This window comes from Devosia sp. Z11_6, assembly GCF_058133665.1.
Genome location: NZ_JBYUNQ010000002.1, coordinates 741,127 through 755,419, shown reverse-complemented (window position 1 = coordinate 755,419; position 14,293 = coordinate 741,127). Strand labels below are relative to the sequence as shown.

Here is a 14,293-nt window from a genome sequence, read left to right as displayed (position 1 = left end):
CCACCCGCGTGCGTGCTGCCCTGAACTTACCGCAACCGCAGCCCGGTCTTGGTATCGAACACAAACAGCTTGCCCGGATCGATCACCAGCTGCACCACTTCGCCCGGCGTCAGCAGGGGATGGTCGCGCACCACCACCGAAACGTCTTCCTCGCCCACCCGCGCCAGCACTTCCTGCGCGTCGCCAGTGGGCTCCACCACCAGTACCTCGGCCGGAACCCCGCTCGCGCCCAGTGTGATATGCTGGGGCCGCACGCCATAGGTGATCGCAGTGCCCGCCGGCACGTCGAGTGCGGTGCCGAGCGGCATCGACTGGCCGCCCTTGATCGCGATCTCGGTGCCGCCGGTGTAAGTCGCCTCAAGCAGGTTGATCTCGGGCGAGCCGATAAAGCCCGCGACAAAGAGGTTGGCCGGGTTGTTGTAGAGTTCGAGCGGCGCGCCGGCCTGCTCGATCCGCCCGCCATTGAGCACCACGATCTTGTCGGCCATGGTCATGGCTTCGGTCTGGTCGTGGGTCACATAAACCATGGTCTTGCCCAGCCGCTGATGCAGCCGCTTGATTTCGCCGCGCATTTTGACGCGCAGCTTGGCATCGAGATTGGAGAGTGGCTCATCAAAAAGGAAAGCGCGGGGGTCGCGCACAATGGCCCGGCCCATCGCCACGCGCTGGCGCTGCCCGCCTGACAGCTCGCGCGGCAAGCGGTCGAGCAGGTTTTCCAGCCCCAAAATCTCGGCGGCAGCGGCGACGCGGCTCTTGATCTCGGCCTTGGAGGTGCCCGCCAGGCGCAGCGAAAAACTCATATTGTCCGCCACCTTCATATGCGGATAAAGCGCATAGCTCTGGAACACCATGGCGATGTCGCGTTCCTTGGCCGGCATATTGTTGACGATCTTGCCGCCAATGGTGATCTGGCCCGCCGTGATATCCTCCAGCCCCGCAATCATGCGCAGCAGGGTGGATTTGCCGCAGCCGGACGGGCCCACGAGCACGACGAATTCGCCATCCGCCATTTCAAGCGAGATGTCATTGAGCACGGTGACATCGCCATAGCGCTTGCCGACATGCTTGAGTTCGATTTCCGACATGCGGTCTCTCCTTTGAGATTCCCCTGGCCCGGCGCTCACTGGGAGCGCACGGGCCAAAGCCTTGGCAGGATTAAACCCCAGCCACGGGGCAGACACCTCCCCCACCCGGGGAGGGTTTGGGGTTCCTTACCCCTCGACGATCTCGAAACGGCCCACGCTCATCCGCCCGGCCGAAGCCAGCCGCAGCCCCGCCATGCCGTAGGCATAGTCAGCATCGGTTGCGGTCACGAGCTGCTGCCCGTCCACGGCAAGGCTGAGCTGGTCGCCCCGCACGGTGAATGCGATGTCGTAGCTCTTGCCCGTTTCCGCCTTGAACGGTGCCCGCGCCAGCACCGTGCTGCCGAAATCCTCCTTGAGGATCACGACCTCATCCCCCTCGAGACCCGCCGCATAGAACCGGCCGGTGCCCTGCACCCGCGCGCTCACCAGCTGCGAGATGCCCGACAGGCGCTGGATATCGGCCTTCACCGTCACGTCGCGGCTATAATAATGGCCGGTCCACATATCGGCATCACCGGCCGTATGGCCCTGGATGCGGCCAAAGCTCTTGGTCCAGTGCCCCCTATTATAGGTGAAGCGCGAAATGGCACCCCATTCCTGCACTTCAGTTTCCGGCTCGATCACGGTGTGACCCGCACCACCAACGCTGAAATCGGCGAGGAACAGGCGACCCAGGAATTTGAGCCGGCCGAAATACTCGATGGAAATGCCGATCTCGTCGATCGCCTCGACCCCCTCGGGCACCGCAAAGCTGTAATCCTGCCAACCGGTGGCCGATGGCACATCCCAAGCGCCCACTTCCTCGATCGCCCCGCTCATGGTGCGGCGCACATAAGGCACCACCCGCAGATTGCCGTCGCCATTCCAGGGGTCGAGCCAAAGCTTGAAGCTGACGGTCTGGCCGTTATCCACCACGGGCGAGAACATCGGGCGATAGCGCTCATCGTCGAAATCCGTGCGCCGATAAAAAGGCTTCCAGAATACGCGTCCGCCCTGCCCGCGCTCGAGGCGATCGAGCTGGATTTCAAGCGAACCGCGCGAGCCCTCGACGTGACGCTCAGCGGAATGCTTGACCGAGATCTGGTTGGTGCCATCGCTGCGGAAGCCATGGGTCGAGCCGGGCAGGTCGAAGTCAAAGCGCAACCCGCGCCGCGTCATGTCCTCGATCCAAAGCTGGGGCACTTCGCGGCCGGCCAGCTGCAGCGCCAGCACGGTCAGCTCGCGGGCAAAGCTCGGGATATCGACAATGTTGATTGTGCCCACAATGCCCGAGGCAACAATGAAATCGTTGATAGGCTTGCGATACTTGTCCCAGCCCTCATGCAGGCCCTGGAAGGTCGCAACGATCGCCGCCGCATTACCCGCATTGCAGTCGGTGTCCCAGCCCGCCATGGTCGCGATCTCGGCCGTGCGCGGCAGGTCGCCCTTCCCGTAAAGGATGGCCATGATCGTCACGCCGGCATTGGGGATGATGTGGCAAACGCCCGGATAGCGGTCATAGCCCCATTCGGCTTCCAGCATCTCGCGACAGGCGCGCCAGTTGTCCGGGTTGGCGCGGTGAAAACCGATCACCGCCTGGCACACCCGCGCATAAGTGGATGCCGGATCAATCGTTGCCAGCGCCGTCTCGATGATCTCGTCGATGCTCTTGGCCTCGAACGCCGCCGCAATCGCTGCCGCGCAGAACCGCGCCCCATTGAGCCCGTCGCCATCATGGGCCACCGATGCAGCCATGGCCGACATTTCGGCCGCCCGCTGCGGATTGCCCGGATTCACCCAGCCCCAGCTATCGATAAAGATCTGCCCGCCGATCTGCTCGGCCACCGTCGTGCCGTTCTGGGCGATCGAGCCCGATTGCGGCGCAGGGATGCCGGCCCGCAAATTGCGATAAGCGGTGTGCTCGGTGGACACGCCAAACCCGCCCCACCAATACATGCCATGCTCTTCGGCGGCATAATTGAGCCAGGTCTTGCCCACATCCGCGGCCGTTGCCTTGAGCCCGTAATCGCGCAGCGCCCGGATGAAATACACCGGGCCATTGGTGTCGTCGTCGGCGGCGAAATTCTTGAAATCGCGCAGATATTGCGTCACCTCGCCATAGGTCTTCTGGATGCGCTCATAGCTCCAGATCGTGGGCTCGACGGGCGCGCCCAGGCGCACGCCGATGGCCTTGCCGATAAAGCCGGCATAGATCTTTTCGAGGATTTGGGTTTCGGACAGCATGCTTGAACTTTCGAATACTGAAGAGACTGGATGAGATGCTCAACCGCGGCGCGCGACGAGCTGGACAGAGTTCACATCAGGCCAAACCCAGTTCCGCCCTGGCCACCCAGCGCGCCTCCATTGCTTTTCGGTCCGCCGCCAGCATGTCCTCGACCACGGCGGTGAACGCATCGGCCGCCGCGAACAGGTCGAGCCGGTTGGCCAGGTCGAGCTGCGCGCGGTCCTCAGCCGCAACCACCTCTTCGCCGTGCATGGCCCCCAGGATCGCCCCGGCCATCACCCCGATGGAATCGGTGTCGCGGCCCGAATTGATCCCGTCCTCGATCGAGGGGCGGAACGCGCCGTTGTTGAGCAGGCAAAAGCCCAGCGCCAGCGGCAGCTCTTCGATTGCCTGCAGCCGCGAGGGGCGATAGGCATCGCTCAGCCGCCCGACCTTGGCGGCGCTGTGGTTGACGTCGTCGCCCATCACCGAATAGCGCGCGATCGCCCCATGGAACGCTTCGCACACCGCCGCATGGTCAGCCCCGCTGCCGCGCAGCTGGCGCGCCAAGGCGGCAATATCGATGATGGCATCGCGCGTGCCATCCTTGGCCAGTCCGATCACGGTATCTACGATCGCATCGATCGTCGTGCCCGGCACGAAGGCGGCCGCCACTGCGGCTGCCACGACGCCCGCTGCCTCCAGCCCATAGCTTTCCTGGTGCCCGGCGGCAAAGGCGATCGCCTCGTCATAGGCGCCCTTGGGATCGGCGGCATTGGCGACCCCGATCGGGGCGATATACATCGCGGCCCCGCAGTTCACCATGTTCCCGATGCCGCCTTGGCGTGGATCGCAATTGGACAGCTGATGGCGCTGGAAAATCCACTTTTCGGGATAAAACAGCCGGTCGATCAGCATGGCTTCGCGCTGCAACTCGGGCACCCAGCGTGGGGTCCAGGCAATCTGGCGCACCATGCCGTCGGCCATGTCCCAGGCATCGAGATGCCGGCGCTCCTCGGCATAAATCTGCATCACCGCCAGGGTCATCAGCGTATCGTCGGTGACGATCCCGTCCCCCCGCACCCGGTGATTGCGCTGCTCGGGCGGCAAATCCATCTTGTGCCAGCGCGTCATCACCGAAGTGACCCGTCCATAGCGTTCGCGGATCTGCGCGGCCGAAAGCTTTTCCACCGGCGCCCCGAGCGCGTCGCCCAGCGCCACGCCATGCAACATGCCGCGAATACGCGATTGGAGGGATTTGGTCATTTGTTTGGGCACTTTCAGTTGAAGTCTTCTACGAGGCCGGGGCGGCGCCTCCCTCCCTCTTGAGGGGAGGGATCGAGGGTGGGGGTTCGGGCCAATCCGAAGGCCAGGAAGGTTGCGGGAGCAGCAGAGCCCCCGCCCCAACCCCTCCCCCTTGAGAGGAGGAGGGCTCAAGTTGCGCCGGGCTTACTGGCCCAGCACCGTCGCGGCATATTCAGCCATGCGCTGGCCGCCCGCGGCATTGTATTCCGCCACAAACTGGTCCCATTCATCGAGGCTCGCTTCGCCGGTGATGAACTTGGCGACCCAGCCGCGATAAACCTGCTCGGCCGCGTCCACATCGGCGGCATATTCAGCTGGCCAGACAAAGGCGTTGTCCGGGGTGAAATTGCCCTTGATCGTGTCGAGCGCCGTCTGCGCCGTGGGCGAGAGCAGCGGGGTCGCGGGCGTCCAGTTCGCGGCATTGAAGAAGCGCGCATACCAGGTCGAGATCTGATCGGTGAAGGTCACCGTGCCGTCAGCGCCTACAGTATGGTGCACATCGGCAAAGCCCATGCGGTCGATATCCTGACCTTCCTTGCTCGCCATGAAATCGAGCACGGCAAAGGCTTCTTCCTTGTGCTCGGACAGGGACGAGATCGCCCAGCCGCGCGCTTCCTTGGACACGTCAACCGCTGCAAGGCCCTTGCCCCCCGGGCCTTCCGGTACTGGCAGCACGGTCAGCGTGATCTCCTCGCCCGGATGGGCCTGGCGCATCTTGCCCGAATAGATGTCGATCACCTCTGGCGAAGAGCCAAAGATCACCCCGGCCCGGCCGGTATAGAACTTGTCTTCCTTCACATCGAAAGTGTTGGTGACATATTCCTTGTCGTAAAGACCCTTGCTGGCAAGGCGCGCATAGAATTCGAGCTTGGCGCGCTCGGCATCGGTGACGCGCGAATTAACCCAGGTGCCATCGGCATTTTTCATCCAGGTGGCGCTGACGCCAAAGGCCTGGTTGAAGATGGAATCAAGTTCGCCCGTATTGCCGAACCCCGTCAGGCCCAGCGTATTGCCCGGCGTGCCGTCGCCATCGAGATCGGCATCGTGGATGGCCTGGAACAGCGCTTCATAGCCTTCGACCGTGGTCGGGGGTTCCATGCCCAGCTCATCGAGCCAGTCCTGGCGCATCACCGGCTGGGGCGCGCGCGAAGGGTACACGTAGAGCAGATAAGGGTAGTTCGCGAGGCGCTCCACATTGTGCGGCCACAGCGCATCCTTGATGAACTCGGACTTTTCGATCCAGGGCGTGAGGTCCTCGAGCACTCCCTGCTCGGCCATCTTCTGGTCGCCACCCTGGAAATACATGATGTCCGGGATATCGCCCGATAGCAGCATCACGCCCAGCGCATCGGCATAGCCCGAGCCCGGCAGGTCGACGATCTGGATATCGACATCAACGCCGCGCTCCTTGAGCGCCGCTTCGATCGCCTCGATCTCCTTGACGTCATCGGGATTGCTGTTGAGCAGATCCTTGCTCACAAGGCGCAGCGTGGTTTGCGCCATTGCCGGCGCAGCCAGCGCCCCCAGCATTGCCATGGCCGTCGAGGCCAGCAGTAGTTTCTTCAGCATCAGACATTTCCTCCTTGGATTGTCGTTTCTTTCGTCATTGGCCGCAATTTTGCGGTTCTTGTGGAAAGGTTCGAAAAACGGGATCTCGGAGCCTGGCCTCCCTCCCCCTTGAGGGGAGGGCGGGGGTTGGGGTCCATCGGCGATCCCCCCAAGATTGTGTCGCCCCAATCATCCCTTGAGCGCTCCCGACATCGTCCCCTTGGTGAAGAATTTGAGGATCAGCGGATAGATCGCGAGAATGGGCAGGATGGTGATGAGGATCATCCCCGCCTTGAGCGCGCGGATATTGATCTGCGCCAGCCCGATATTGTTGGCGGCATTGTTGGCCCCCACGATGGCGAGCTTGTCGCCCTCGATGACGAACTGGCGCAGCACCACCTGCAGCGGCCATTTGGTCTGGTCGTTGAGATAGATCATCGCCCGGAAAAACTCGTTCCAGTGCAGCACGAGATAAAACAGGGCAATCGTCGCCAGCGCCGGCTTGGCCAGCGGCAGCACCACCATGAAGAAGGTCTGGAACGGATTGGCGCCGTCGAGCTCGGCTGCTTCCAAAAGCTCCTGCGGGATCTCCTCGAAGAAGCGGATCAGGATGATGAGGTACCAGGCGCTGATCGCCTTATACATGATCACCGACCAGGGCGTGTTGAGCAGGCCCATGCGTTTCATCAGGAAATAGTCGGGAATGATCCCGGGCTCGAACACGATGGTGACGAGCACGAGCAGGAAAATGATCCGCCGTCCGGGCAGGCCCGGCCGCGACATACCCCAGGCCATCAAGGCGGTGCCGAAGACGCCGATGCACACACTGGTGGCGGTCATCCACACCGAGTTGAAAATGCCGCGCTGCACATTGGGATGCTGCAGCAGCAGCATCCACACATCGGGCGAAAACCCGTCGGGGATGATCGAGAGGCCCGAAAAACCGGCAACCTTGCTGGGCTCGGACAATGACAGGGCCAAAAGGTTCAGCAGCGGCTGCAGGGTGAACACCACCAGCAGCAGGAGCGTTGACACGATCAGCACATATTCGACCCGCTCGAGCGGCGTCCGGCGCGATTGACCAAACATCACCACACTCCCTTGCCGGTAAGGCGCTTGCTGACGAGATGCGAGGTCAACACCAGGATCATGCCGATCACCGCCTTGAACAGGCCGGCGGCCGTCGCCAGCGCATATTCACCGGTCGAAAGGCCCATGCGGTAGACATAGGTGTCGATGATATCGATGGTGGAAGCGTTGACCGCGTTCTGGAAATTGATGACCTGGTTGAGGTCGGCCGACAGGAACATGCCCATATTGAGGATGAACAGCGTCGCGATCGTCGGCACGATCCCCGGAATGGTCACATGCCAGATCTTTTGCCAGCGATTGGCGCCATCCATCTCGGCGGCCTCATATAGCTGCGGGTCAATGGCAAAGATCGCCGCGAGATATAGGAGGCTATCCCAACCCGCCGAACGCCAGATTTCCGAGATCACCAGCACCCAGCGGATCGTGCCGGTATTGGTCAGGTAATTGGTGGTGCCAAAGCCCATGGACTGCTGGACCTGGTTGACGGCACCATCGGTGGGCGACAGCAGCGCGATGAACACGCCCGCGATCACCACCCAGCTCAAGAAGTGCGGCAGGTAGATCGCCGATTGGATCGCCCCGCGCAGCTTGCCATTGCGCACTTCATTGAGCAGCAACGCCACCATGATCGGCACCGGGAACACAAAGAGGATCTTCATGCCCGAAATGATCAGCGTGTTGAGCAGCACCTGATGGAAGATGGGCGAGGAAAACAGCACGCCAAAATTCTTGAGCCCGACCCAGATATTGGGCGGGATGATGCGCACCTGCTCGAAAGCCATCTTGGCTTCCCAGATCGGCACGTAATGCCAAACGAAAAAGAACAGCAGGCCCGGCGCCATCATGGCGTAATAGGGCCACCATTGGCGCAGGCCGAAGCGGAAGCGCTCAAGCCTGTTCATACCCTGTTCAGCAACATGGCGCGATTGCGGCCCCGCCTGCGGCAAAACGCCTGCAGCGTGTCCGTTCACGGGAACGTTCCCACTCGCCACTGCGGCGCCGAGCTGCTCTTCCGATGAGCCAACCATCAACCAGATACTCCTTAGCTCGCGGCGCGTCGCTGCGCGGCCTGCGCCGACAGTTCGGCAATCGAGCCGCGCTCAACCAGCCGGCACGGCATGTAAATGCGCCGGTGGTCCGGCTTGTGTTCGATTTCGTCAAAGAGCCCGTCCACGGCGCGCTCGCCGATATCGCGCCCCGGCTTGGCCACCGTGGTCAGACCCGGCCAGGCGAACTCGCCCGAGGGAATGCCGTCAAAACCCATGATTGAAACGTCGCGGGGGCATTCGAGCCCGGCATCGCGCACCGCCATCATCGCGCCCAACGCCATCATGTCATTGGCCGCAAACACCGCCAGATGCCCGACGCGCGGGCGCTCCAGCAGCCGCGCCATCGCCTCGCGCCCGCCCCTGACGGTATATTCCCCGTCCTCGATCGGCAGCACGGCAGGATCGACGTCCCGCTCGACGCAATGCTCATGCACCGCGCGCAAGAACCGTGCCCGCGCCAAACGCGATTTCGGGCCAAGCAGGAGGCTCGGCGCCGGATGGCCCTTTTGCACGAAATGGTCCAGCCCGAGCCGTACCGCCTGGGCAATGTCCGAACCGACGCTGGAAATATTGGGAAAGCGCTCGGCGCTCGAGCCGATGAAAACGCAAGGCAGGCCGAAGCGGTCGAGATCGTCAAAACTGTCGGCCACCGGGTTGATGATCGCCCCATCGACCCGCGCCCGGCGCAGCGCGCCCAGATGCGCCGCTTCCGCCTTGGGGTCCCAGTCGGAAGAAAAGATCAGCAGTGACGCCCCGCTGCGCGAAGCACGATCCTGCGCCCCACGCGCCACATCGCCCCAGAACGGGTTGGTGATATCGGGGATCACGAGGCCCAACAGGCCGCTGCGGCCCGAGCGCATGCCCACCGCGAGGTGATTGCGCTCATAACCAACGGCGGCGGCGGCCCGGATCACCCGGTCACGGGTTTCCTCGGTGATATTGGACGAGCCCGTCAGCGCGCGGGCCGCGGTGCTCTTGGACACCCCGGCGCGCTCGGCAACATCAACAATGGTTGGTCGGCGATCGCGGCTGTTGCGCATGAACCATCCCTTGCAGCCGGTCCGCCCTGCCACACCGCGGGAACGTTACCGCGAATACCAGCAATGTCAATGCTGCAACCCTCGACAGCGCGCCGCAGCCACCCCAAACCAGGGGATTACTTATTTTCGAGACTAACTGCGCCTCACCGCGGCGTATGCACGACATCAAGGAAGATAGGATCGAACTGCCCCACATCCTGCAGGCGCTTCCAGTCGATCACCCGCACGCGCTTGGTATCCCAGGACACTAAATCCTGGCGCCGCAGCTCCTGGAGCGTGCGGTTCACATGCACATTGGAAAGCCCCAGCGCATCAGCGAGCTCCTGCTGCGTGATCTCGAAGGGAAAGCTCATATCCTCGGCCAGCCCCACGGCCTGGGCGCGCACATAATGCTCGCAGAACAGATGCGCCATATGCGCAATCGCGGTCAGCCGCCCCATCGCCACCAGCCATTGCCGGTGGATCGCCCCATCCAGCAAGGTCGAGAGCCACAGCAGCCGCGTTAGGTGCGGATAGTCCTCGGTGATCTGCCGCAAGGCATCATGGGGGAACTCAACGGCCGCCACGGCGGACATCGCACTGACATCATGATCCAGCTTGGATAGCAGGAAGGCATGCAGATCCACGAAATCGCCCGCGATGTGAAAGGCCGTGATCTGCTGCTGGCCGCTTTCCACCGTGTTTTGCCGGGCAGCCATGCCCTGGATCAGCAACAGGCTCTTGTTCGGGCTGCTGCCATAGCGCGCCATCAACTCGCCCGGGGCGAAATGAACAGTCTGGCCGGCCGCCGCCGAAAGCGCATCCCGTTCTGCTTGTCCTAGGGTGTCACGCACCCGCAGGCGGCGAAAAAATCTATCAAGACGCTGATCGTCCATGGTGGGCCTTGGTACCGGACCTTCGCGCACAAACGTGCGCGGGTCGCTGTAGTTGCTTCTTTTCTTGCCAATCGCTGTTCGCGAACCAGGTTTGTGGCGCGGCCTGGAGCCACTTCAAACTGCGGCCACACGCCCCGGACCCAGAGGAGGATGCGCCCGCAAAGTGCCGGCACCCACGCCCGTCCTTGTCCCCCCGCCGATATGGTCGTTGTGCTTGCGGCCTTGGCGCTGGCAGGCAAACGCGCCATGTCAGCTTTAATGCCGCTAAGTCGCTGATCCGCGCACTATCGTATGTTAGTCAAAGCCAGAATGCGGAGCCAACCCGATCTCGCCAAGTCACCGAAGCTGCCGGCAAGATGATCCGCCCAGCGAGCACTGACAGCTTGCTCTTGCCGACCGGAACGGCGCTGGAAGTGCAGCATCAGGCTTGGCGGTGCAAACATGTAGGCCATCTGGAGCTTTTACCGACTTGGTTTCACCTGACCTTCATCTTTCTAGCTGACCTTTGCCGCATAAAGGACCAAGCCAGCGATGAACATGAAGTTGTACCTGTCCCTGCTCACCAGCGCCGTGATGATTGTCTGCTCCACCTTGGGTGCAGTGGCGCTTGATGTACCAACAGCTCAGCCCATCCTGACCGTATCCGGCAACATCACCCAGACCAATCAGGACGGGGTGGCGGTGTTTGACCGCACGATGCTCGAGGCGCTTGGCAACGCCGCCATTGTGACCCGGACGCCCTGGTTTGACGGGGTGAGTACCTATGAAGGCGTGCCGCTCGAGGCGCTGATGGATGCCGTGGGCGCCGAGGGGCACACCGTCACTGCCATTGCGCTCAACGACTATGTCACCACGATCCCACTCTCGGATTTTGCCGATTTCGGACCCATTCTGGCGCTGCGCCACAACGGGCAATACATGACGGTGCGGGAAAAGGGCCCGCTCTTTATCATCTATCCCTTCGACGAAAACCCGGACCTGCGCACCTCGACCTATTATGGGCGGGCCGCCTGGCAGGTCAAACAGTTGATCGTGGAGTAACCAGAGCTGTGCAGGCCGCGTCGGTCAAGTTCATGCAGCGCGCCTTGGCAGTCATCGTGTGCTGCCTTGTGGTCGCGACCTGCTACACCTCGCTGGTGATTGCCCAGCGCCAGACCGCATTGCAAAACCTGTCGCGCTACAATGTTGCCTGGACTGTCAGCCAGTCCCTTTCCGAGTTCACCCGGCTCGAGCAGAGCCTGGCCCTTTACGCGCTCGACGCCACGCCAGAGCGGCTGGCCGAAGCCATGCTGCGGCTCGACATCATGTTCAGCCGGGTCGAGATGTATGAGGCTGGCCCGGCTTCCAGTGAAAACTCGCGCACGCTGCGCATCTTTATCGAGGCCGATCCGGCCAATCAGGAAACCGTTCATGCTGTGCGGGGCGCGCTTGAAACGGTCGATGGCCTGCTCGCCTCCGAACCCCATACGCGGGCCAAACTGCTCGAGGGGCTTGCGGCCCTTGCCCCGTTGGACGCCCGCCTGACCGCTCTTGCCTCCGCGGCCGGGGCCTATGGCGCCGCACGCACTGCCGCCGATCGGGCCGAACTGCAGCGCCTGCACTGGATCTTCACTGGCCTCGCCTGGGGCCTGATCCTGTGCGGTGTCGCCTTGACGCTGCTGCTGTTCCGCAACAATCGGCTGTTGCAACGCGCCTACCAGGATGTCAGCACGCTCGCCGCTCAGTTGGGGGCAACCTCCAAGACCCTGCGGGCGCAGAATGACCGGTTCGATGCTGCCCTTAACAACATGTCCCATGCGATCTGCACCTTCGACGCCGATGGCAAGCTCGTCGTGTTCAACCAGCGATTTGCCGAACTTTGCGGCCTGCCGCAGAACCTGGAGCCTGGTGTCACCGCCACCCAGATGGAGGAAAGGGCGGCCGAGCAAGGCGCGGACACCGCCTATTACAGCATCCTGGCCCGCCAGCTCCCGATGATCTGGAACCGCACCGGCAAGGTGTTCACCTCCGAGCTACCCGATGGCCGCGCCTATGCGGTTTCCCATACCCCGCTGCCGGATGGCGGATGGCTCGCAACCTATGAGGACATCAGCGAGCGCCGCCGCGCCGAGCTGCGCATCGCGCATATGGCCCACCACGATGCCCTGACCAATCTGCCCAACCGCGTGCAGTTCAGGCTTCAGCTGGACCAGATGTTGCTGCGCTCGCGCAAGCATGACCTCAGCTTTTGTGTGTTCCTGCTCGATCTCGATGGCTTCAAGGACGTCAATGACACCTTCGGCCATCACCTGGGCGATCAACTCCTCAAAGTCGTGGCCCAGCGCCTGCAGCAGGGCAGCACGACTTACCACGCCGTGGCGCGGCTGGGCGGCGACGAGTTCGCTACCGCCTGCTGGATTGAAGGCGATGCCGAACAGCAGCGCCGGATCGGCGAGCGGCTGATTGCCGATCTGTCCCGGCCCTATTTTCTGGAGGGGCGCGAACTGTCCGTCGGCGCCAGCATCGGGGTGGCGCAGTTCTGCCCCAAGACGCCAGTGGAAACCGAGGAATTGCTGCGCCATGCCGATCTGGCGCTTTATGTCGCCAAGGCCGATGGCAAGGGCCGGGTGCGGTTTTTCGAGCCGGAGCTCGACCAGCAACTGCAAACCCGCAAGACGCTGGAAGCCGATCTGCGCAAGGCGCTGGATCGGGGCGAGATGGAAGTGCATTACCAGCCCGTTCTCGTGGCTGAAACGCGCCAGGTGTGCCGCTACGAGGCGCTGCTGCGTTGGCGTCCGGGTGGGGATCGGCTCGTGCCGCCTTCGACCTTCATTCCGCTCGCCGAGGCGACGGGCCTGATCAACGAGATCGGCGCCTGGGTGCTGCAGCAGGCCTGCGCCGAAGCGGCCTGCTGGCCCGGAGATCTGGGCCTGGCGGTCAATTTGTCTGCCGTTCAGTTCAAGAGTGGCGAGCTGGTCAGGACCATCGGCGACGCCCTCGCCGCATCGGGGCTGGACGCGCACCGGCTGGAGCTGGAAATCACCGAATCCGTGCTGCTCCAGGGCGACGAGCAAACCCTGTCCGCGCTGATGCGCCTCAAGGACATTGGCGTGCGCATCGCGATGGACGACTTCGGCACCGGCTATTCCTCGCTCAGCAATCTGCGTCGCTTCCCCTTTGACACCATCAAGATCGACAAGTCGTTCGTGGCCGATCTGACCAATCGCGATGACGCCGTTTCCGTGGTGCGACTGATCATTCAGCTCGGTGAAGTGCTGGGAATGCAGACCACCGCCGAAGGCGTGGAAACCGAGGAACAGTTCCACCTGCTCCAACAAGCCGGCTGCACCAATGTGCAGGGCTTCCTGTTCGATCGCGCCAAGCCGGCGAGCGAGATAGCCCATCACATCGCCGCAACTCACGCGACCTCCGCAGAAGTCGATTCTGCAGCCAATCCACTTGCGGAACGTAAATCGGCCTGAAACTGCCCCCATCTCCCCCCCGCGACGCTGTGATCTTGTGGCGCCAGCGCGCCCGCAAGTATAGCAAGGGCGCAGCTAAGGGACTGAGTTGATGCGTTTTCTGCCTGCAATCGCGCTTGCATCCGCGCTGGTGACGAGCGTCGTTCCCGCGGGCGCTCAAAGTTGGAGCTTGCTGGATCGGGCCCTTGCCGACGCCGTGCAGACCTTCGCCAAGGCGCAAGGCGCACTTGGCTCATCCAGCATGGGCGTGCCGACCACGGCTTACGCGCAGGCCTTGCGGCAGTTGCGCTTTGTCCCGTCCAGCGGATCGGGGGAGGTGCAGGTGGCCTTTCAGGCGCAGGGCGAAGGCGATAAAGCCTGCACCCGCTTTGCCGCCTATGTGATCCCGAACCCGGCCGCCGACACTATAACCATCAATCTCTGCCCGCAGTTCTTTGACTCCGGCACCGATGCCCTGCGCCAAACCACTATCCTGCATGAAATGGTGCATGTGGTCGCCGGGCCCGGCGAGTGCATGGCCATGGCCTATACCGCTCAGCTGCAGTTCCTCGCCACTGGCGCGTTTCAGCCGGTCACCAATTACTGGCGCCAAAGCGGCTGCGGGTCCTCGGCCTATGGGCTGCCGGGATAACGCC

General features: G+C 62.8%; 11 protein-coding genes. 3 read left to right on the top strand and 8 right to left on the bottom strand.

Features of this window, described 5'->3' with window-relative positions:
• Positions 1-26: 26 nt before the first annotated feature.
• The 8 genes from AC3YMN_RS08920 to AC3YMN_RS08885 form a co-directional block, all read right to left on the bottom strand.
• Positions 27-1,085, bottom strand: a complete 1,059-nt coding sequence (locus AC3YMN_RS08920) for an ABC transporter ATP-binding protein (protein WP_173088282.1) — start codon at positions 1,083-1,085, stop codon at positions 27-29.
• A 126-nt stretch (positions 1,086-1,211) separates the two neighbouring features.
• Positions 1,212-3,308 carry an ADP-ribosylglycohydrolase family protein gene (locus AC3YMN_RS08915; protein ID WP_489889732.1) on the bottom strand — a complete coding sequence of 699 codons (2,097 nt, stop codon included), beginning with the start codon at positions 3,306-3,308 and terminating at the stop codon, positions 1,212-1,214.
• Between the two features lie 76 nt (positions 3,309-3,384).
• Positions 3,385-4,554, bottom strand: coding sequence for an ADP-ribosylglycohydrolase family protein (locus AC3YMN_RS08910; RefSeq protein ID WP_489889731.1), 1,170 nt, complete (start codon positions 4,552-4,554; stop codon positions 3,385-3,387).
• 183 nt (positions 4,555-4,737) lie between these two features.
• A complete protein-coding gene (locus tag AC3YMN_RS08905; protein WP_489889730.1) occupies positions 4,738-6,162 on the bottom strand; it encodes an extracellular solute-binding protein in 1,425 nt (474 codons plus the stop codon).
• Positions 6,163-6,330: 168 nt separating this feature from the next.
• On the bottom strand, positions 6,331-7,230 hold the full coding sequence (locus tag AC3YMN_RS08900; RefSeq protein ID WP_127754643.1) for a carbohydrate ABC transporter permease: 900 nt from the start codon (positions 7,228-7,230) through the stop codon (positions 6,331-6,333).
• The gene (locus tag AC3YMN_RS08895; protein WP_489889729.1) at positions 7,230-8,135 is read right to left on the bottom strand and encodes an ABC transporter permease; all 906 of its coding nucleotides are present in this window, start codon (positions 8,133-8,135) and stop codon (positions 7,230-7,232) included. The genes AC3YMN_RS08900 and AC3YMN_RS08895 overlap by 1 nt, the downstream gene beginning before the upstream one ends.
• A gap of 140 nt (positions 8,136-8,275) precedes the next feature.
• Positions 8,276-9,322 (bottom strand): LacI family DNA-binding transcriptional regulator, encoded by a 1,047-nt coding sequence (locus tag AC3YMN_RS08890; protein WP_127754644.1) that lies wholly within the window; start codon positions 9,320-9,322, stop codon positions 8,276-8,278.
• A gap of 143 nt (positions 9,323-9,465) precedes the next feature.
• A complete protein-coding gene (locus AC3YMN_RS08885; RefSeq protein WP_127754645.1) occupies positions 9,466-10,197 on the bottom strand; it encodes a Crp/Fnr family transcriptional regulator in 732 nt (243 codons plus the stop codon).
• A 537-nt stretch (positions 10,198-10,734) separates the two neighbouring features.
• Between AC3YMN_RS08885 and AC3YMN_RS08880 the strand changes: the two genes are divergently transcribed.
• The 3 genes from AC3YMN_RS08880 to AC3YMN_RS08870 all read left to right on the top strand — a co-directional run bounded on the left by AC3YMN_RS08880 (position 10,735) and on the right by AC3YMN_RS08870 (position 14,289).
• Positions 10,735-11,238 (top strand): putative pterin-binding protein, encoded by a 504-nt coding sequence (locus AC3YMN_RS08880; RefSeq protein ID WP_489889808.1) that lies wholly within the window; start codon positions 10,735-10,737, stop codon positions 11,236-11,238.
• A gap of 8 nt (positions 11,239-11,246) precedes the next feature.
• Positions 11,247-13,658, top strand: a complete 2,412-nt coding sequence (locus AC3YMN_RS08875) for a putative bifunctional diguanylate cyclase/phosphodiesterase (RefSeq protein WP_489889728.1) — start codon at positions 11,247-11,249, stop codon at positions 13,656-13,658.
• A gap of 91 nt (positions 13,659-13,749) precedes the next feature.
• Entirely contained in the window at positions 13,750-14,289 is a 540-nt protein-coding gene (locus AC3YMN_RS08870) for a hypothetical protein (RefSeq protein WP_489889727.1), read from the top strand.
• The last annotated feature ends 4 nt before the right edge of the window (positions 14,290-14,293 follow it).